The following is a 17,824-nucleotide window of genomic DNA, read 5'->3' as shown; positions in this document are numbered from 1 at the left end:
GAGGGCGGCGCGCATGACAGCAACAGGAGAACACCATGGCTGAGAGTCATGGCGAGGCAAAAGGCCAGAAAGCCGGCGCCCACACCGAGACCGACGGCGGACATCACGGCGGAGCCTTTCCGCCGTTCGATTCGTCCAACTTCGCCTCGCAGCTGGTGTCGCTGGCGATTGCATTTGTCGCGCTCTACCTGATCGTGTCGCGTATCGCTCTGCCGCGCGTCGGCGGGACGATCGATGCACGTCAGAACAAGATCGAGGGCGATCTGGCCGAGGCGCAGAAGCTGAAGGACGAGTCCGACGCGGCGCTGAAGGCCTACGAGACCGAGCTGGCGAATGCGCGCGCCAACGCGCAGGCGATCGGCAACGAGACCCGCGAGAAGCTGAACGCGGCGTCGGAAGCCGAGCGCAAGGCGCTGGAAGAGAAGCTGGCGGCAAAGCTCGCCGACGCCGAGAAGCAGATCGCAACGACGAGGACCAACGCCATGAGCAACGTCCGCGGCATCGCGGCGGATGCGGCCGGCGCCATCGTCCAGCAACTTGCCGGCGTCACGCCGGACGCCAATGCGGTCAACAGCGCCGTCGACGCGTCGCTGAAGGGATAGACGATGTTTTACGAACCGGAAACCTGGGTTGCGATCGCCTTCGTCCTTCTGCTGGTCGTGTTCGGCTATCTCGGCGTTCATCGCACCCTGCTGACGGCGCTCGACCACCGCGCCGAGCGCATCAAGGCCGAGCTGGAAGACGCCCGCCGTTTGAAGGACGAGGCCAATAAGCTGCTCGGCGAGTACAAGGCGCGCCGCGCCAGCGCGGAGCGCGAGGCCGAGGAGATCATCTCCAACGCCAAGGCCGAAGCCGAGCGGATCGCGGCCGAGGCCAAGACCAAGATGGAAGATTTTGTCGCGCGGCGGACCAAGACCGCCGAGAGCAAGATCGCCCAGGCCGAGGCCCAGGCCGTGGCCGATGTCCGCGCCGCCGCGGCCAACGCCGCGGTGACGGCCGCCTCCACCATCCTGTCGCAGTCGGTCAAGGGCTCGGTTGCCGACGACCTCGTCGGCAAGGGCATCGCCGAAGTCCGCTCCAAGCTGAACTGACGCGATCTGAACTCCTTAAAAAAGGCCGGCGCGAGCTCATCGCGCCGGCCTTTTGTTTTGTCCGAATTCGTCCGTTTGACGCGTTTTCTTCACGCGAACCGGTGTCCACTTCGCCCGAAAAGGCGCTGTTACTTCTTCTTGTGCGGCGCGCGGGCCTTGGGCTCCGGCTTCAGGGCCTGCGGGTCGAAGCCGATGTAGAAGATGTAATTGTCGTTGTCGGCCGGAGACGGCGCTGGATAGACGACGTCCTCGGCGACCAGGCTGAATGGCACGCTGCCGCTTTCGTCCATCTGCACCGTGGTGGTGTAGGCCTTGGTCATGATCGTCTTCTCGCCGACGCCGCCCTGCACCACGGCGACGCGCAGCGGCACCTGAATGCTCGGTGGCGCGCCCTGGGGACCGACAATAATCCGCCCCTGAATACCGATCTTGGCCGTGATCTGGCCGCTGTTCAGATTGCATTGCCGCGCCGTGCGCGTGATCGAGGCGAGGAACTTGACGTCGTTGCCGACCGCTTCCTTGCCGTTCGCGGCCACCGAATAGGTCGAGGCTCCGGAGCGGATCTGCACCGGCGGGCAGGTCAGTTCGGCGTCGGCATCGTTGAGTTGCTGCGGCGCCGCGGGCGTCGCCGGCTTGTCCTGGTCGGACGAGCCGCCGCCGAACAGGCTCTTGAAGCGGTCGCTCAGCGACTGCGCAGGAGCTGCCGAAGGCAACAAAGTGGCACCGAGACCGATCGATACCGCCGCTGCGAGCGCGAACCTGATCACCCTTTCACCCATCAATATCCTCAAATTTCCAAATCGGGTTCTCTGTTTCGCGGCCGTTATAGCAAGGCAATGGCGGCGAACCCAAGGCATCGAGGGTGGCACCGCCATCCACAAAAAGGCTTACGGATCAGCCGCGGAAATCCTCGTGCAGCAGGCCGAACAGCAGGTGGTCCTGCCAGATCCCGTTGATGCAGAGATAGCGCCGCGCCAGGCCCTCGCGGGTGAAGCCGCACTTCTCCAGCACGCGGATCGACGAGGCATTGGAGGGAATGCAGGCCGCCTCGATGCGGTGCAGATTGAGCTCGCCGAACAGCGAGGGCAGCAGCACCCGCAGCGCCGTCGTCATGTAGCCGCGATGGGCATGCGGCAGCCCGACCCAATAGCCGATCGTGCCGGCCTGCACGATGCCGCGCCGGACATTGGCGAGCGTGATGCCGCCGATCATCACCCCGTCCGATTCGCGGAAGATGATGAACGGATAGGAGCGGTCGGCGGCGATGTCCTCGGTGTAACGGCGCAGCCTGCGGCGGAAGCCGGCGCGGGTCAGGTCGTCGGAGGGCCAAATCGGTTCCCATGGCGTGAGATAGGCGCGGCTGAATTCGCGCAATTGCGCCCATTGCGGGAAATCCGACATCTGCGGCGCGCGCAGCAACAGCCCGTGACCGCGCGGCATCAGTGCAGCGGGTCCATTGGACGGCAAACGAAACAGGGCCATGGCCCAACACTCCCCGCCACTTCTCCCTCGCCCCGCCCTTGCGGGGAGAGGGTCGGGGGGGTCTTACCGCAGATTCGGTCTTGCGGCTCTCCCCCTCACCCGAAGCCTTCGGCCATAGCCGAGGCTCCGCCTCGGCCTATGTCCGTCAACGGCCGCCGGTAGGCGGCCTATGCTCTCCCCGCAAGCGCGGGGCGAGGTAAGCAGAATTCTTAATGCAGCAGCGTCTTTGCCTTCGAATTCGTCAATCCTTCCGCAAAAGCCACCGCCGTGTCCAGACCCCTGCCGCTGCCGAGCGCGACGACGGCGGGCCGGCTGCGCGCCAGCAGGGCACGGGCGGCGTTGCGGCTCGATTCGACGCTGACCGCGTCGATCCGGGCCACCAGTTCTTCCACCGTCTGCGGCCGGCCATAGGCTAGCACATGGCGTGCCAATTGTTCGGCCCGCGATGAACAGCTTTCCAGCGCCATCAACAGGCCGGCCTTCATCTGCGCCTTGGCGCGGGCGACCTCGGCCTCGGTCAGGGTTTCCACCGCGTCGTTGATGACGTCGACGATGACTTCCATCATTTCCGGCGCATCCGCCGGATCGGTCCCGGTGTAGAGGCCGAAGAAGCCGGTGTCGGTGTAGGGCGCGTGGAAGGTGTAGATCGAGTAGCACAGCCCGCGCTTCTCGCGCACCTCCTGGAACAGCCGCGACGACATCCCGCCGCCGAGCGTATTGGTGAAGACCTGCAGCGAGAACAGCGACGGGTCGGTCTGCTGCACGCCTTCGAGCGCCAGCGTCAGATGCGCCTGCTCGAGATCGCGATGCACCACCCGCGAGCCGCCCTTGCCGAACATCGCGACCTGCGGCTTCGGCGCCGGGGTGGCGTCGAAGCTCGCAAACTTCTGCGTGACGTCCTCGACGATGCGCGTGTGATCGACCGCGCCGGCGGCCGCGACCACCATGTCGGGGGCGCGGTAATGCGTCGAGAGATAGCCGCGCAGCATGTCGCGATCGAAGACCTTCAGCGTCTTGGCGGTGCCGAGCAGCGAGCGCCCCATCGGCTGCTCCGGATAGCAGAGCTCGTTGAGATGCTCGAACACGACGTCGTCGGGCGTATCCTGCGCCGCGCCGATCTCCTGCACGATGACGCTCTTCTCGCGCTCCAGCTCGTCCGGCACGAAGGACGGGTTGGCGAGGATGTCGGACAGCACGTCGAGCGCCAGCGGCACATCCGCCTTCATCACCCGCGCATAATAGGCCGTGGTCTCGGTCGAGGTCCCGGCATTGAGGTCGCCGCCGACCGCCTCGATCTCCTCGACGATCTCGCGCGAGGAGCGCCGCGCCGTGCCCTTGAACGCCATGTGTTCGAGCAGATGCGAGATGCCGTGCTCGTTCGGCTTCTCGTCGCGCCCGCCGACGCCGGCCCAGACCCCGAGCGCCGCGGTTTCCAGATGCGGCATGGTGTCGGTGACGATTGTCAGTCCGCTCGGCAGCTTGGTGATTTCAACGCCCATCAGGCGACTCCCTGCTTGGCAGCACGGCTGACCGACAGCACGAAGCGCTCGACCTCGGCGGAATCATTCTTCATGACCGTGATGTGTTCGGATTTGCTCATCAGGCCTCCGAGCCAGACCGGCAGCTGCGGACGCACCCCGCAGGCGGCTTCCACCGCGTCGGGGAATTTGGCCGCGTGCGCGGTCGACAGCACAATGTTCGGGATCTTGGAATCCGAGGTGTCGCGGTCGGCGACTGCGAGCGCCACCGCGGTGTGGGGATCGACCAGATCGCCGGCCTCGCGCCAGGCGGCGCGGATCGCGGCTGCCGTCTCGGTCTCGTCGGCGCGGCCGGCGTCGAAATCACGGCGCACGGCGGCCAGCGTCGCATCCGGCAGCACGAAACGGCCGGACTGTTTCAGCGAGGCCATCAGGCGGCGGACCTGATCGGCATCGCGGCCGCTCGCCTCGAACAGCAGCCGCTCGAAGTTCGAGGACACCTGGATGTCCATCGACGGCGACGTCGTGGCGTGCACCTCGCGCACCTCGTAGATGCCGGTCTTCAGCGTGCGCGCCAGGATGTCGTTGACGTTGGCGGCGATGCGCAAGTTCCGGATCGGCAGCCCTATCCGCTTGGCGACATAGCCGGCGAAGATGTCGCCGAAATTGCCGGTCGGCACCGTGAAGTCGACGGTGCGCTGCGGCGAGCCGAGCGCGACCGCCGAGGTGAAGTAATAGACCACCTGCGCGACGATGCGCGCCCAATTGATCGAGTTGACGCCCGACAGCGCCACCTGGTCGCGGAAGCGATGGTTGTTGAACATCGCCTTCACCAGCGCCTGGCAATCGTCGAAGGTGCCTTCGATCGCGAGCGCGTGGACGTTGGCGGCGCCGGTCGTCGTCATCATGCGGCGCTGCACCTCGGAGATACGCCCATTCGGGAACAGCACGACGAGGTCGACATTGTCGAGATTGGCAAAAGCCTCGACCGCGGCGCCGCCGGTATCGCCCGAGGTCGCGACCACGATGGTGGTGCGCTGCGCGCGCTTGGCCAGCACGTGATCCATCAGCCGCGAGATCAGCTGCATCGCGACGTCCTTGAACGCCAGGGTCGGCCCGTGGAACAGCTCGAGCAGGAACTGGTTCGGCCCGGCCTGATCGAGCGGCACCACCGCGGGATGGCGGAACGTGGCGTAGGCCTCGTTGGCCATGCGGCCGAGCTCGGCGTCGGAAATCTCGCCGGCGACAAACGGACGGATGATCTCGACCGCGACCTCCCAATAGGGACGGCCGAAGAAGGTGGCGATGGTCTCGGGCGACAGCTGCGGCCAGGTCTCGGGCACGTAGAGCCCGCCGTCACGGGCAAGCCCGGTCAGCATCACATCGCAGAAGCCAAGCACCGGGGCCTCACCCCTGGTCGAAATATACCGCGTCAAACCGCCCTCCAAAGGCTTCGATCCGAGCCTTAAGCCTTTGATATCATGGAATTATCGAGTTCGCTCCATGCGACCCGAACGGTTCACCATAGAAGATCGGACCAGCAATGGGTAGCCCGAAGCGCGCGCTTCGGGGTCGCGGGGTGAGTGACAAGGGGTATCGCTCGCGACCGACCGCCAGCTGCGCCGCATTCACCAATGTCGTCGTGGCGAAAGCCAGGACCCAGCCACCGCACTTGATGATGAACGGGATCGTGGCCCCAGCATCGCACAACAGTTCTCATTTGGGGTAATGGGTCCTGGCTTTCGCCAGGACGACGATGAGGATGGTTCGTGATTCAAGACGTCAAACACCGCGGTGTCATCATGCGCGCATGCGGGTGATCCAGTATTCCAGGGGCTGTCGTTGCTTGAGCCGATGGGCCGCGGCGTACTGGATCGCCCGCATCTACCGGTGTCGTCCCCGCGTCTTTCGCAGGGTCGACAGCAAATGTGTGGTGCCGCTTGTGAGTCATAATCGCGCGCTCTCGCGACATCCGCGCGCGAGGGGCGCACGTCAATCAGCCTGGGTCGCGCTATCCACTAACCGCTCGGCGGCGCCAGCGGCTGCACGATCTCCTGGAACGGCGGCAGCGCCTCGCAGCGCGCGGCGTGGGCCTTGAGCGCCGGATAGCGCGCGTCGAACAGATGCGGATGCGCCTCGCCGGTGAAGCGCAGCGCGCAGGCCACCGCGACGTCGGCATGGCCGATGCGATCGCCCAGCCAGTACGGCGTCGGCACCGCCGCGCGCTCCTGCTCCAGCACCGCGAGCACGCCCGCGATCTGCGCCTCGCAGCGCTCGACCCAGAGCTTCAACTGCTCCTTGCGCAGCACGCGCTCATAGACAAGACTCACCGCCTTGTCGGCAAGCCCGGTCGCCAGCGCCGTGATGCGCAGATGCTTGCGCCGCTCCGGCCCCGAGCGCGCGATCATCGCCTTGTCCGGCCCGACCAGCTCGTCGAGATAATCCAGGATCGCACCGCTCTCGATCAGTGCCTCGCCGTCATCGAGCACCAGCGTCGGCACCCGCCGCACCGGATTGTAAGCCGCAACCTTCTCCGCATCGCCGAAGGTCGACCACGGCTTGTGCTCGAACGGCAATCCATAGAGCCGCAGCGCGATCGCGGTGCGGCGGACAAAGGGCGAGTCGTACTGGCCGATCAAAAACATCTGTCATCTCGTCGGTCATGCCGCAGCAAGCCGCGCCTCGAAAACAGAGCTTTCGAAGTGTGCGGCCACGCCGGGGACAAGGGTTGCACTTTGCACCATCGTAGATGGGCCGCGCCGCATTGCAACCGGATCCTGATCCGGTCCGTTAGGCGAGCTATGCAATCACCGGCACGTGCCTCGCCGCATCGCGCGGCAATTTGCCGTCGAGCCTCGGATCATCCGCCACCTCGATCTGCCGCAGGAACGGACGGAAGCCGGAGCGCTGGTAGAACGCGACGGCCGAGGGATGATCGAAGGTGCAGGTGTGCACCCAGACGCGGCTGACGTCGCGTGACCAGGCAATCTCGAGCGCGCGGTTCATCAGGAAGCGCGCGGCGCCGGTGCCGATGAATTTTGCGGTGACGCCGAAATAGAGCAGCTGGCATTCGCCGGCCACGCTGAAATCGAGCTCGAGCAGACCCTCATCGTGGCCGTCGACGGCCAGCCCGTAGAGCTCGTTGCCGGGGGCGTGGATCCTCGAGGCGAGATCGGAATCATCGAGCCCGGTGCGAGTGAACCACAGCCACTCCTCGCCGACCCGGCGATAGATATCGCGATACCAGTCGAGCGCTGGCGGATCGACCTTGCGCAGGCGCCACGCGCCGGGCGGGTCGTCGCGCAGCGGCGGACGCGCGGTCATTTCCAGATGGGTGACGACGGCAGCGATCTTGCCGTGGGGGATGTCGGAGTAACCGTCGGGCAGCAGCATCGCGACCTCTGTTTGCAGGCTGTCGGCGGGACATAACCGCACGTCGCCGCGGATGCAATGCAACGCTGCGCGCAATGCCTGATCAGAAGAAGCAGACGAGGTAATCCGCCGCATCCGCCGCTGCTCATTCGAGCGGCCAGGTCCAACGAGCGGGATAAACCAGTTTGAACGCGCTTTGAGGGAGGGCTCCCCAGGCCCTCCCGTACCCGGTTAGTTGCCGACCCATACGTTGCCGTTGGCGTCGAAATCGTTCTTCGGGTTGTAGCCGGACTCGCGAAGGCTCCGCATGCGCATCGCGCGGTCGCTGACATCGCCATTGAGACTGGCGTTGGCATTGAGCACGGCAGGACTCAGTGCGGTACCCATCACGAGACGCTGGTGGGTCCGGTGTTGTGCCGTGCGTGCATCGGCGAGTGTCGCCGTGGACAGACAAACAACTGCGAGCGAAACAAGAATAGTTTTCGTCATGGTCAGCTCCTGTGAAGTAACCAGCTGAGCTTTCAATCGCTTCCAGAAAATGCGTGCTCGCGCCGGATGTGAGAACCGTCACAGGCCGGCGGCGATCACGATCGGTCAGACTAGCAGGCAGACGCCGACGCTTCTTGGACGCCCGCGCACAGCGTCGCGGGAAGTCCGTGCGCAAATCGCAAACGTCAACTTGTAGTGATCCAGATGCGTCGCCGCGTTGATGGCACAAAGTGAATAGTGGCTGACCGTCACAGTCCGCGTCAACATTCGCACCGATGAGTCCCGGGTCGCGCTTCCGCTTTCACTCTTCGAGTTCGGCGAGACAAGTGTTGACCCGGGACGACATTAGAGTTTGTGGCGCAGCCAATGAGACGTACTCGCTCCCTCACCTCGGCGTCAGCGTGATCGCTTCCGCAGTTGCAGCTTCCACGGCGCCGCGGCTGTAGAGCAGCGGCACGTACTGGCCCGTCGCCCATAGCGGCGCGAGGTCGCGGTAGTGGCCGCTGAAGGGATCGCCGGATTGGCCCGGCGTGTTGACGGCGCGGCTCGCATCCCAATTGCCGACATCGAGCACCATGCGGAATGAAGCGCCGGAGATCAGATGATAGTCGGAGCGGCGATAGGTGGCGGCGCGCGGCACGTTGGCGGCGCCGCCGAAGGCGAGCGGGCCGACCTCCATCTGCGCCGCGGTCGCCTTGTCGGCGAGCGGCATTAGCGCGTGATTGAATTGCGCGACATGCAGCCGGCCCCAGCGCCAGGTCGACGCATCGGGGCCGAGCTTGTCGGCAACATCGGCGACCGCCTCGCCGAGACTGTCGCGCAGCACGCGGTCGCGCTCGGTTGAGGGATCGGTGCCGAGCGCCGCGTCCGGCTTTTCGAGATAGCCGACAATGGCTGAGATGCTGGAGGCCTCCGGCGCGATCAGCTCGGCCGCCTTCGGCGCGGTGGTCTTGAGCAGCACCGGGCCGAGATGGTTTGCGATCCACACCTCATAGACCGCGGCGGCCGCGCTATCGGCCGCATCACGCGCATCCCACGCCTTGAGCAGATCGAGGCCCTTCCTGACGTTCGCATCATCCGACGTGAGCGGCTTCAGCAGCGCGACGAGGCGCCGCGCGAGCATGCCGGTGTCGTCGTTCTGCAGCGCCATCGCGTCCGCCAGCGTCACCTTGCTGTTGGCCTGCAGCACCTCGGTGATGCGCTGCCAGCGCGCGCTGTCGGCCCATTCGAATCCGACCCTGCGCTCACCCACCGGATAATCCGCCGGCAGGTTCATCTGGTTGGCGGTGGCGATGAAACCCTGCTTCGGCTGGTACAGCTTCGGCAATTCGTCGAGCGACAGAAAGCCCTGCCACTCGTAGCGGCCGTCGCCGGGCACCGGCATCAGGCCGTCGAAACTGGCGCGGCGCGGCGTCTTGCCGGCGGCGACCCAGCCGATATTGCCTGACGTGTCGGCATAGACCTGGTTCTCCGACGGCGCGCCCCAGCGCCGCATCGCGCCGAGGAAGCCGTTCCAATTCTTGGCGGTCATGTAGTCGGACGAGCCGAAATAGGCCGAGGTGCCCGGCTCGAACCAGATCGAGCGCACGGCGAACGCATGCTTCTTGTCGGCGTCGACGAAGATCACCGGGCCGTGGCGGGTGAACTTCAGCTCGAGATCGCGGTCGGCCTCGCCCTTCACCGCTTCCTTCTCATGCACGATCCGCATGTCCTCCCAGCCGCTGCCGTAGCGGTACTGGTTCGGATTGTCCGGGTTGAGCTCGTAGACGTAGAGGTCTTCCTGATCGACGTTGAAGATGGTCAGCCCGAACGCGATGATGTCGTTGTGGCCGATCGAGATGCCCGGCAGCGCAGGCTCGCCGGCACCGATCACGGAGATGCCGGGCGCGTTGAGGCCGACGATGTAGCGCAGCGACGGCACCGAGTGCGCGCGATGCGGATCGTTGGCGAGGATCGGACGTCCGGTCGCGGTGCGCGATGCCGCGATCACCCAGTTGTTGGAGCCGATGGTGTCGCGCTGCTGGTCGGCCTCGGCGAGGTAGGTGTCGGGATCATGCGCCAGCGCCGCCTTCTGGTCCTTCGGCGCGGCGAACTTCACCGGCCGCGTGGCAAGATCGTAGGCGGCGAGTACCGCCTTCGGCACGCTGCAGGGATCGAGCCCATCGGGGATCCTGGTGGTCCAGGTGGGCTCCAGCTTGACGCGGAAGCGATCGGCATCGAGGCCTGCAGCGCAGGCGACCCGCGAGCGCTTCACCTCGGAGGCGACATTGCGGGTCAGGCCATGGCTGCGGACGCGCACGACATCCTCCGCCGACCACAGGTCCGGCATCGTGCCTGCGATCCTGAACTCGATCGGCAACGCGCGCTTGCCCGCCTGGACGTCGGCGACATAGGCGTTGACGCCGGCGACGAACGCCTCCGCGTAGGATTTCGCCTTCGGGCCATAGGCGGCCCATTCCGCATTCATGTCGCCGCGATAGAGGAACAGACGCAGCGCCTTGTCCTGCTCGGCATAGGCAGGGCCGAAATCCTTCGCCAAGAGGCCGAGCCCGCGCTTTCGCCAGAGATCGATCTGCCAGAGCCGATCGCGCGCGGCGTTGAAGCCTTGCAGGAAGAACAGGTCGTGCTCGTTGCCGGCATAGATGTGCGGGATGCCCCAGACATCGACCAGGATCTGCCCCGGCGCCTTCAGCCCGGCGACGTCGGTCTTGACCTCGCGCGCCGCGACGAGCGGGCTCGGCTTCTCGCGCGCGGTGGCGGGTGCAACAAGTATTGCGGCGCAGAGTGCGGCAGTGAGTAGCTTGGCGACGTGGTTGAGATCCGTGTTCATGTTGTTCTCCGATGGTTGTTATTGATTGTTGCGCACACTTGGCGAGATTGAGCGGCAGCCGCAGCGGCGCCGCTTGCTTGGTGAGGAGAGAGCCTCCACCCGCATTGCATCTCCGATGCAATGCGACCTCCCCCGCTAGCGGGAGAGGTGCAGCGAGCTTGCCGCAGCATCAGTTCATCATTCCCCCTCGTCGCTCGCCAGCACGCCCTTCACGGCGCGGGCCCAGCCGGCGAGCTTGCGCCCACGCGTCGCCTGGCTCATCGCCGGCCTGAAGCGGTGCTCGAGCCGCCAATTGTCGGCGAATTTCGCGGGCTCCGGATAGACGCCGGCATCGAGACCGGCGAGATAGGCGGCCCCTAACGCCGTGGTCTCCTGGATCATGGGACGGTCGACCGGGGCGTTGAGCAGATCGGCGAGCCGCTGCATGGTCCAGTCCGAGGCGGTCATGCCGCCGTCGACGCGCAGCACGGTGTTGGCGGCATTGGCCTCCGGCCAGTCGGTGCGCATCGCGGCCCACAGATCGAAGGTCTGATAGCACACGCTCTCCAGCGTCGCATGCGCGAGCTCGGCCGGGCCGGTGTTGCGGGTCAGCCCGAACAGCGCGCCGCGCACGCGCGGATTCCAGTACGGCGCGCCCATGCCGACGAAGGCGGGCACGAGGTAGACGCTCTGCATGCTGTCCGACTTGTCGGCAAGCGGCCCGGTCTCGGCGGCGTGCTTGATGATGCCGAGCCCGTCGCGCAGCCACTGCACCGCGCTGCCGGCGACGAAGATCGAACCTTCGAGCGCGTAGGTGCGCTGGCCGCCGAGCTGGTACGCGATGGTGGTGAGCAGCTTGTTCTTCGAGGCCACCGGCGTGGTGCCGGTGTTGAGCAGCGCGAAGCAGCCGGTGCCGTAGGTCGACTTCATCATGCCGGGCTCGAAGCAGGCCTGGCCGATGGTCGCGGCCTGCTGGTCGCCGGCAATCCCGGAGATCGCGATCGGGCCGCCGAACAGGTCGGCGGTGCTCTCGCCGAACCGGGCGGAGGAATCCTTCACCTCGGGAAGCATCGAGCGCGGCACGCGCAAGAGGTTGACGAGGTCGTCGTCCCAGGCGCCGGTGTGGATGTTGAACAGCAGCGTGCGCGAGGCGTTGGTGGCGTCGGTGGCGTGGACTCTCCCGCCGGTGAGCCGCCACAGCAGATAGCAGTCGACGGTGCCGAACAGCAGCTCGCCGCGCTCGGCGCGCTCGCGCGCGCCCGGCACGTGATCGAGGATCCAGGCGACTTTGGTGCCCGAGAAATAAGGATCGATAATGAGGCCGGTCTTGGCCGAAATCGCCGGCTCATGGCCCTCGGCCTTGAGTTTTGCGCAGATGTCGGCGGTGCGGCGGTCCTGCCAGACGATGGCGCGGTGCACGGCCTGTCCGGTGGCGCGGTCCCACACCACGGTGGTCTCGCGCTGGTTGGTGATGCCGATCGCGGCGATGTCCTTCGCCTTGAGGCCGGCCTTCTCCAGCGCCTCGCGGCACACCATCACGGTCGAGGTCCAGATGTCCTCCGGCTCGTGCTCGACCCAGCCGGAGGCGGGGAAATGCTGCGGAAACTCCTGCTGCGCGACGGCGGCGATGGAGATGTCGCCGCGAAACACCATGGCGCGCGACGATGTGGTGCCCTGATCGATGGCCAGCACGAAAGACATGAGCGTTTCCCTTAAGGCTTGGGTGCAGGCGTCAAGGGAGCGGATTACCGCGGCGAGGTCAAGATTGGAGGCGGGCGTGGCCGGGTGGTCGAGGCAAGAGTCCGCGAGGGTATCAGTCCCGTCATCCTGAGGTGCGAGCGGAGCGAGCCTCGAAGGATGCACGGCCCCCCAAGTCGGGCCGTCGACCCTTCGAGGGCCGCTGAAGAAGCGGCCACCTCAGGGTGACGGTGATGGAAATGAGCGCACCGCCTCAACCGTCATTGCGAGGAGCGAAGCGACGAAGCAATCCATCCATCAGCGCAAACGGACGAATGGATTGCTTCGCTTCGCTCGCAATGACGGTTGGAGCGGCCGGGCAGCCCGATCACATCGGCCGGTAGGTCCGCACATCGGCGGGGACGTTGACGCCGATCTTGATCGCGCCGACCGAGCGGATGATGTCGTCGCCGAGCAGCTGGGCGAAGCAGGCGTAGCCCCAGTCGTTCATGTGCAGGCCGTCGGCGATGACGAAATCGTTGATCGGGATCGCCTGTTTCTCGTGCCAGTCGCGCATCACCTCGAAGCGCGGGAAGATGCCGACGTGGCGCAGCGCCGCGATGCGGCCGAGCAGCTTCACCATGCCGCGCGCGCTTTCGGGGCGCTCGGTGACGCGCGGCGAATATTGCGGATCGACCAGCACGACGTCGGCGCCGGACGCCTGAAGGCGCGCCACGCCGTCCTCGACCTGCTTGGCGGTCTCGGTCGGATCGAGGTTGCGCAGCACCGCGTTGGTGCCGACCTGCCAGATCACCATGTCGGGATGGACGTCGATCACTTCGGTCTGCAGCCGCTTCATCATCTCGGGCGCGTCCTCGCCGCCCTTGCCGCGATTGAGCACGGTAATGTCGGCGGACGGATACTGCCGGCGCAACTGTCCGGCGAGCCGGTTCGGATAGGTGAATTCCGGCGCCGACGAACCATAGCCCTGGGTCGAGGACGAGCCGAACGCGATGATCACGACCGGCTTGCCGGCGGCGAGCTTGGCCGCGACATGCGGCAGCGAGCCGGTGCTGTTCGGCACGCCCTTGGGCTGATGACAGGGCACGCGGTGGAAGATGTCGCTGGCGGATTTCGCGGCCTGCTTCACCTTATCGAGCGCCTTCGCGGCGACGCCGGGTTGCGGCGGATCGGTCGCATCGGCCGTCGCAGCGGGCCGCGTCGCATCAGGCTTTGCAGCCTCGGTCTTGCCGTCGGACGAAAGCGCTGCATGCTGGTCGGTCTGCGCGCGCGACGGCACGACCGCGAGCGGCGCGAGCAGTGCCAGCGCCGCAACGGCGCACAGACTCCGCCCTGCGGAAGCACAAAAAGGGAAGGCAAAACGCATTTACTCTGCTTCCTTAATTCTGCTGCACCGGGCCCAGATGGGCTGCATCGATCACGAATTTCGCCAGTGCGCGGCCGAGACAGGCGTGAACCTTCTTGGCCAGATCGACACCATGCGAGGTGCTGAACAGGTCAAAATATCCGGCGTCGCTCCACTGCTTCATAATCGCGAACCGGTCGAACAGCGGAACGTCGTGCTGCTGCGCCACCACCTTCATGTTGTCGAGATAGGGCGGCGCAGAGATCATCGTCTCCGTACGCGGGCTGTATTGCAGATTGACCAGCACCACGTCGGTCCCGGCGTCCCGCAACGCAACAACGCCTTCGTTGATGGCGGTACGGAAATCGTCGGGATCGACCGCTCGCATAGCATCGACGGTTCCGGTCTGCCAGATAACCAAAGTAGGCTTTTTTGCTTCAACAAGCTTAACAAGAGTTCCCGCGGTCTCCTCGGCGGTGCTCTTTCCCTGTAATTCTACGGATAGGTCGATCGTCGACGACGGCAACGCTTCCTTCAGGGCCGCCTGCAGCGTGGCCGGATAGGCGCTCGCCTCGTTGCCCTGGATGGTCGAGGAGCGGCTACCGACCACCAGCACGTTGAGCGGCCGGTTGGACTTGATGGCGTCGGTGACCTTGGGCAGCGAGCTCTCGCTCGAAAGCAGATAGGCGGGCACGTCGCAGGGCGGCGGCGGGGGCGGCTCCGCGGTGTCGCCGGCGCGCGCGGGCGCCGCCGCCAAACCGGCCGTCAGGCAGGCTGCGAGCAGCGTCAGGCCCAGCATCGTCCGCGCGGACTTCATGCTCCCCCTCCCGCCAGATCGGCGTTGCCGGCGGCGCCTTTTTTCGAGGCGCCTTTGTCGGCGGAGTGTTTGTACTACGAAATGATCCACGCCATGCCGCACATGATGAGGATGCCGCAGACGCTGATCAAGGCGTGCAGTGCGGCACCGCCAGATACTTCGGCAAGCACGAAGTGACCGGCGAAGGCGAGGAAGACCCCGAGGCAGAATATCTCAAGCGAATGCTGGCCACACAGGATCAAAGGTCGCAGCCAGGGCGATTTCAGCCCCGGCCAGTCCTTGGGCAGGAAGCGCACGGTGAGCGCGGCGAGCGCCAGGAAGTGCGCGAACCGCAACACGTCGAGGTCGGTCTTGTTGATCGGATACATCCATTGCTCGATCACTTTCGGCATGATGTGGCCGAGCTGCGGCACGTACCAGGTCAGCGTCACGAAGAACGCCGCGACCAGATAGACGATGCAGATCCACATCGTGATGTTCGACGACAGGATCCGCGACATCCGCCGCGCGCCGCCGAGCGCGCACCAGGCGCCGAACACGAACAGCAATTGCCAGGCGAACGGATTGAACGCCCAGAAGCCGTTCGGATAGGCCGAGAGATAGAGGTCGAACTGCCAGGTCAGCGCGTAGAGCACGACCGAGAGGCCGAGCGTGACATCGGGCTTCCATTTCATCAGCCACAGGATCAGCGGCAGGAACAGCATCAGCACGATATAGAGCGGCAGCACGTCCATGTTGACGGGACGGAAGCGCAGCAGCAGCGCCTGGACGATGGTGACGTCGGGCTGCTTGAGGAAGTCCATGATCCCCATTTCTTCGGAGTAAAGTGGGTTCTCGAACGAGGTCGCGACATAGGAGATCTCGGCGAGGAAGATCGTGAACAGGAACACATGCGCGACATAGATCTGCCAGACCCGGCGCAGAATGCGCGCGGTCGCGATCACGAAGCCGCCCTCCAGCATCGCGCGGCCGTAGACGAAGGCCGCGGTGTAGCCGGAGATGAAGATGAAGATCTCGGTGGCGTCGGAGAAGCCGTAATTGCGGATCGTCAGCCAGGTCAGAAGATTGGTCGGCAGATGATCGATGAAGATCAGCCACAGCGCGAGCCCGCGGAACAGATCGAGGCGGAGCTCGCGCTCGCCGGTCGCCGGCAGCGTGATCGCGGGCGCAGCAACCTTCGCCTCGGCCTCAGCCTTTACTTCGGTCTTGGCGTCAGCCACCGGCGAACCGGCTATGGGATCGGCAATCGAGCTCATCAAACACCGTGTCGGCCGCGGACGCCCCGCACGCCGTGCTGAAAAGATAATATCGGTCCGCGAGTTGCCGACAAAGCACGGAGTGCGGCGGCATGCGGCCGCGCTTTAGAGCGGAACTATGTTGAAACCGCGATGAACGGACCGCCCTTGGACCGCCTTTTCGCGGCCTGGCAGGCGATTGGTTCCGGCGGTTCAATTGGCTATGATAGCGCCCTGTTTGAGCATGATCCGGTCGAAAACGGACCATGCGCCAGGACCATCGGATTGAGCCGCATGTACCGCGCCGTTACCCGCCAGATCGAAGTCACCGTCGAGCCGAACTTCATGCCGGAGCGCTCGTCGGTCGACCGGCGCGAATATTTCTGGTCGTACAAGATCGTGATCGTCAATTCGGGCCCGGAAACGGTGCAGCTGCGGACGCGGCACTGGATCATCACCGACGCCACCGGCCGCCGCCAGGAAGTGCGCGGCGAGGGCGTGGTCGGCGAGCAGCCGGTGCTCGCGCCCGGCGAGCGCTTCGAATACACGAGCGGCGTGCCGTTGCCGACCGCCTCCGGCTTCATGACCGGCAGCTATCAGATGGTCACCGAAGCCGGCGAGCGCTTCGACATCGACGTGCCGACATTCTCGCTGGACAGCCCGAGCCCGGGCGGCAAAAGGGTGCTGAACTGACGCGCAGCAATGCACGTCATCGCCGGGCTTGACCCGGCGATCCATCGCTTCAAAAACGCTTTTGCCATGATGGATGGCCGGGTCGAGCCCGGCCATGACGAAGGTCGCCTGTCACTCCACGCCGGCTTCCTGCGGCGTGAATTCATACACCGACGAGCAGAACTCGCAGGTCACGACGACCTTGCCGTCCTTGACCATCTCGGCGCGGTCGTTCGGCGCAAAGCTCTTCAGCATCGACGACACCGCGTCGCGCGAGCAGGAGCACTGCGCGCGCAGCGTTTGCGGGTTGAAGACGCGCACGCCGCGCTCGTGGAACAGGCGATAGAGCAGCCGCTCGCCGGACAGATCGGGATCGATCAGCTCGACGTCCTCGACGGTCGAGATCAACGACTGGCCCTCGACCCAGGCGTCATCGTCCGGCACGCTATGCGTGGCCGTGCCTTCCGGCGCATCGCCGGGATGCAGATCGGCCTGCTTGGCGCGCTCGGGCGCCTTGGGCAGGAATTGCAGCAGGATGCCGCCGGCGCGCCAGCGCAGCTTGCCGCCCTCGCCGCCGCGCATCTCCTCGCCGACCGCAAGCCGCACCCGCGTCGGAATCTGCTCCGAGCGCAGGAAATATTCGTGGGCCGCCTCTTCCAGGCCGCCGCCGTCGAGCGCGACCAGTCCCTGGTAGCGGCTGGTGTTCGAGCCCTGATCGATGGTCATCGCAAGGTGGCCCTTGCCGAGCAGCTCGCCCGAGCTCTGGCCATTCTTGAGGCGCGATGCGTCGTAGCGCGCATAGGCGCGCAGCCGATCGGGCGCCTGGAAATCGACGATCAGGAGCGAGACCGGACCGTCGGTCCGGGTCTGCAGGATGAAGCGGCCCTCGAACTTGACCGACGAGCCGAGCAGCGTGGTGAGCACGATCGCCTCGCCGAGCAGCTTGCCGACCGCGGGCGGATAGTCGTGCTTGTGCAGGATCTCGTCGAGCGCGGGGCCGAGCCGGGTCAGCCGGCCGCGCAGGTCCAGCGCGCCGACCTCGAAGGCCAGCACGGCATCGTCGACCGGAACCGCTGAGGGCGCGCGAACCGGCGCCTCGGGCGTGATTTTGATGTCGGGGGATTGTGAAACCATGGCGCTCTATCTGGGGTCTCGGACCATGAAATAAAGGGGTTCACTAACGCGGATATCTCCGTCGTCCCTGCGAAAGCACTAGTGCATCTACACGTTTGTCGGGCCATTTGCGAGGATTTGGAAGCGGGCCATTCCGGTGTGGAAGGTGATTGGTCCAGGTGGACGGTGGGAGGCGTAGCCGGTCCATCCGCCGAGTTTTGCG

Annotated in this window: 15 protein-coding genes and 1 pseudogene; 3 read left to right on the top strand and 13 right to left on the bottom strand. The window is 65.6% G+C overall.

The window, feature by feature from the left end; genetic code table 11:
• The first annotated feature begins 35 nt into the window (after positions 1 to 35).
• Positions 36 to 602 (top strand): F0F1 ATP synthase subunit B, encoded by a 567-nt coding sequence (locus tag I6F38_RS14390; protein WP_076830944.1) that lies wholly within the window; start codon positions 36 to 38, stop codon positions 600 to 602.
• Between the two features lie 3 nt (positions 603 to 605).
• Positions 606 to 1,091, top strand: a complete 486-nt coding sequence (locus I6F38_RS14385) for an ATP F0F1 synthase subunit B (RefSeq protein ID WP_057019441.1) — start codon at positions 606 to 608, stop codon at positions 1,089 to 1,091.
• 128 nt (positions 1,092 to 1,219) lie between these two features.
• Here I6F38_RS14385 and I6F38_RS14380 read toward each other — a convergent pair whose 3' ends face one another.
• The 12 genes and pseudogenes from I6F38_RS14380 to I6F38_RS14325 all read right to left on the bottom strand — a co-directional run bounded on the left by I6F38_RS14380 (position 1,220) and on the right by I6F38_RS14325 (position 15,837).
• Complete coding sequence (locus I6F38_RS14380; protein ID WP_057019442.1) at positions 1,220 to 1,870, bottom strand: hypothetical protein; 651 nt, start codon at positions 1,868 to 1,870, stop codon at positions 1,220 to 1,222.
• 115 nt (positions 1,871 to 1,985) lie between these two features.
• Positions 1,986 to 2,573: a GNAT family protein gene (locus I6F38_RS14375; protein WP_026191927.1), complete on the bottom strand. Its 588-nt coding sequence runs from the start codon at positions 2,571 to 2,573 to the stop codon at positions 1,986 to 1,988.
• 209 nt (positions 2,574 to 2,782) lie between these two features.
• Positions 2,783 to 4,072, bottom strand: a complete 1,290-nt coding sequence (locus tag I6F38_RS14370) for a pitrilysin family protein (protein WP_225160799.1) — start codon at positions 4,070 to 4,072, stop codon at positions 2,783 to 2,785.
• On the bottom strand, positions 4,072 to 5,487 hold the full coding sequence (gene thrC, locus I6F38_RS14365) for a threonine synthase (RefSeq protein WP_225160798.1): 1,416 nt from the start codon (positions 5,485 to 5,487) through the stop codon (positions 4,072 to 4,074). The genes I6F38_RS14370 and thrC overlap by 1 nt, the downstream gene beginning before the upstream one ends.
• A gap of 582 nt (positions 5,488 to 6,069) precedes the next feature.
• Positions 6,070 to 6,696, bottom strand: a complete 627-nt coding sequence (locus I6F38_RS14360; RefSeq protein WP_225160797.1) for a glutathione S-transferase family protein — start codon at positions 6,694 to 6,696, stop codon at positions 6,070 to 6,072.
• 154 nt (positions 6,697 to 6,850) lie between these two features.
• On the bottom strand, positions 6,851 to 7,444 hold the full coding sequence (locus I6F38_RS14355) for a GNAT family N-acetyltransferase (RefSeq protein ID WP_225160796.1): 594 nt from the start codon (positions 7,442 to 7,444) through the stop codon (positions 6,851 to 6,853).
• A gap of 210 nt (positions 7,445 to 7,654) precedes the next feature.
• Positions 7,655 to 7,912 carry a hypothetical protein gene (locus I6F38_RS14350; protein WP_225160795.1) on the bottom strand — a complete coding sequence of 86 codons (258 nt, stop codon included), beginning with the start codon at positions 7,910 to 7,912 and terminating at the stop codon, positions 7,655 to 7,657.
• A 385-nt stretch (positions 7,913 to 8,297) separates the two neighbouring features.
• Positions 8,298 to 10,742, bottom strand: coding sequence for a penicillin acylase family protein (locus tag I6F38_RS14345; protein ID WP_225160794.1), 2,445 nt, complete (start codon positions 10,740 to 10,742; stop codon positions 8,298 to 8,300).
• 177 nt (positions 10,743 to 10,919) lie between these two features.
• Entirely contained in the window at positions 10,920 to 12,422 is a 1,503-nt protein-coding gene (gene glpK, locus I6F38_RS14340; protein WP_225160793.1) for a glycerol kinase GlpK, read from the bottom strand.
• Positions 12,423 to 12,786: 364 nt separating this feature from the next.
• Positions 12,787 to 13,785, bottom strand: a complete 999-nt coding sequence (locus I6F38_RS14335; RefSeq protein ID WP_225160792.1) for an SGNH/GDSL hydrolase family protein — start codon at positions 13,783 to 13,785, stop codon at positions 12,787 to 12,789.
• Positions 13,786 to 13,798: 13 nt separating this feature from the next.
• The gene (locus I6F38_RS14330) at positions 13,799 to 14,563 is read right to left on the bottom strand and encodes an SGNH/GDSL hydrolase family protein (RefSeq protein WP_225160791.1); all 765 of its coding nucleotides are present in this window, start codon (positions 14,561 to 14,563) and stop codon (positions 13,799 to 13,801) included.
• A 14-nt stretch (positions 14,564 to 14,577) separates the two neighbouring features.
• A pseudogene (locus I6F38_RS14325) lies at positions 14,578 to 15,837 on the bottom strand (OpgC domain-containing protein).
• Positions 15,838 to 16,110: 273 nt separating this feature from the next.
• Between I6F38_RS14325 and apaG the strand changes: the two are divergent.
• Complete coding sequence (gene apaG / locus I6F38_RS14320) at positions 16,111 to 16,509, top strand: Co2+/Mg2+ efflux protein ApaG (RefSeq protein WP_028333747.1); 399 nt, start codon at positions 16,111 to 16,113, stop codon at positions 16,507 to 16,509.
• A 111-nt stretch (positions 16,510 to 16,620) separates the two neighbouring features.
• Here apaG and I6F38_RS14315 read toward each other — a convergent pair whose 3' ends face one another.
• A complete protein-coding gene (locus I6F38_RS14315; protein WP_092078484.1) occupies positions 16,621 to 17,622 on the bottom strand; it encodes an Hsp33 family molecular chaperone in 1,002 nt (333 codons plus the stop codon).
• Positions 17,623 to 17,824 lie beyond the last annotated feature (202 nt).

It is taken from the genome of Bradyrhizobium sp. BRP56 (assembly GCF_020194035.1).
Lineage (GTDB): Bacteria > Pseudomonadota > Alphaproteobacteria > Rhizobiales > Xanthobacteraceae > Bradyrhizobium > Bradyrhizobium australafricanum.
The sequence above is the reverse complement of the archived record's forward strand: the minus strand, read 5'-3'. Positions and strand labels throughout refer to the sequence as shown.

Coding starts and splice junctions, on each gene's coding strand:
- I6F38_RS14390 (WP_076830944.1), top strand. CDS start 36: ATGGCTGAGAGTCATGGCGAGGCAAAAGGCCAGAAAGCCGGCGCCCAC.
- I6F38_RS14385 (WP_057019441.1), top strand. CDS start 606: ATGTTTTACGAACCGGAAACCTGGGTTGCGATCGCCTTCGTCCTTCTG.
- I6F38_RS14380 (WP_057019442.1), bottom strand. CDS start 1,870: ATGGGTGAAAGGGTGATCAGGTTCGCGCTCGCAGCGGCGGTATCGATC.
- I6F38_RS14375 (WP_026191927.1), bottom strand. CDS start 2,573: ATGGCCCTGTTTCGTTTGCCGTCCAATGGACCCGCTGCACTGATGCCG.
- I6F38_RS14370 (WP_225160799.1), bottom strand. CDS start 4,072: ATGGGCGTTGAAATCACCAAGCTGCCGAGCGGACTGACAATCGTCACC.
- I6F38_RS14360 (WP_225160797.1), bottom strand. CDS start 6,696: ATGTTTTTGATCGGCCAGTACGACTCGCCCTTTGTCCGCCGCACCGCG.
- I6F38_RS14355 (WP_225160796.1), bottom strand. CDS start 7,444: ATGCTGCTGCCCGACGGTTACTCCGACATCCCCCACGGCAAGATCGCT.
- I6F38_RS14350 (WP_225160795.1), bottom strand. CDS start 7,912: ATGACGAAAACTATTCTTGTTTCGCTCGCAGTTGTTTGTCTGTCCACG.
- I6F38_RS14345 (WP_225160794.1), bottom strand. CDS start 10,742: ATGAACACGGATCTCAACCACGTCGCCAAGCTACTCACTGCCGCACTC.
- glpK (WP_225160793.1), bottom strand. CDS start 12,422: ATGTCTTTCGTGCTGGCCATCGATCAGGGCACCACATCGTCGCGCGCC.
- I6F38_RS14335 (WP_225160792.1), bottom strand. CDS start 13,785: ATGCGTTTTGCCTTCCCTTTTTGTGCTTCCGCAGGGCGGAGTCTGTGC.
- I6F38_RS14330 (WP_225160791.1), bottom strand. CDS start 14,563: ATGCTGGGCCTGACGCTGCTCGCAGCCTGCCTGACGGCCGGTTTGGCG.
- apaG (WP_028333747.1), top strand. CDS start 16,111: ATGTACCGCGCCGTTACCCGCCAGATCGAAGTCACCGTCGAGCCGAAC.
- I6F38_RS14315 (WP_092078484.1), bottom strand. CDS start 17,622: ATGGTTTCACAATCCCCCGACATCAAAATCACGCCCGAGGCGCCGGTT.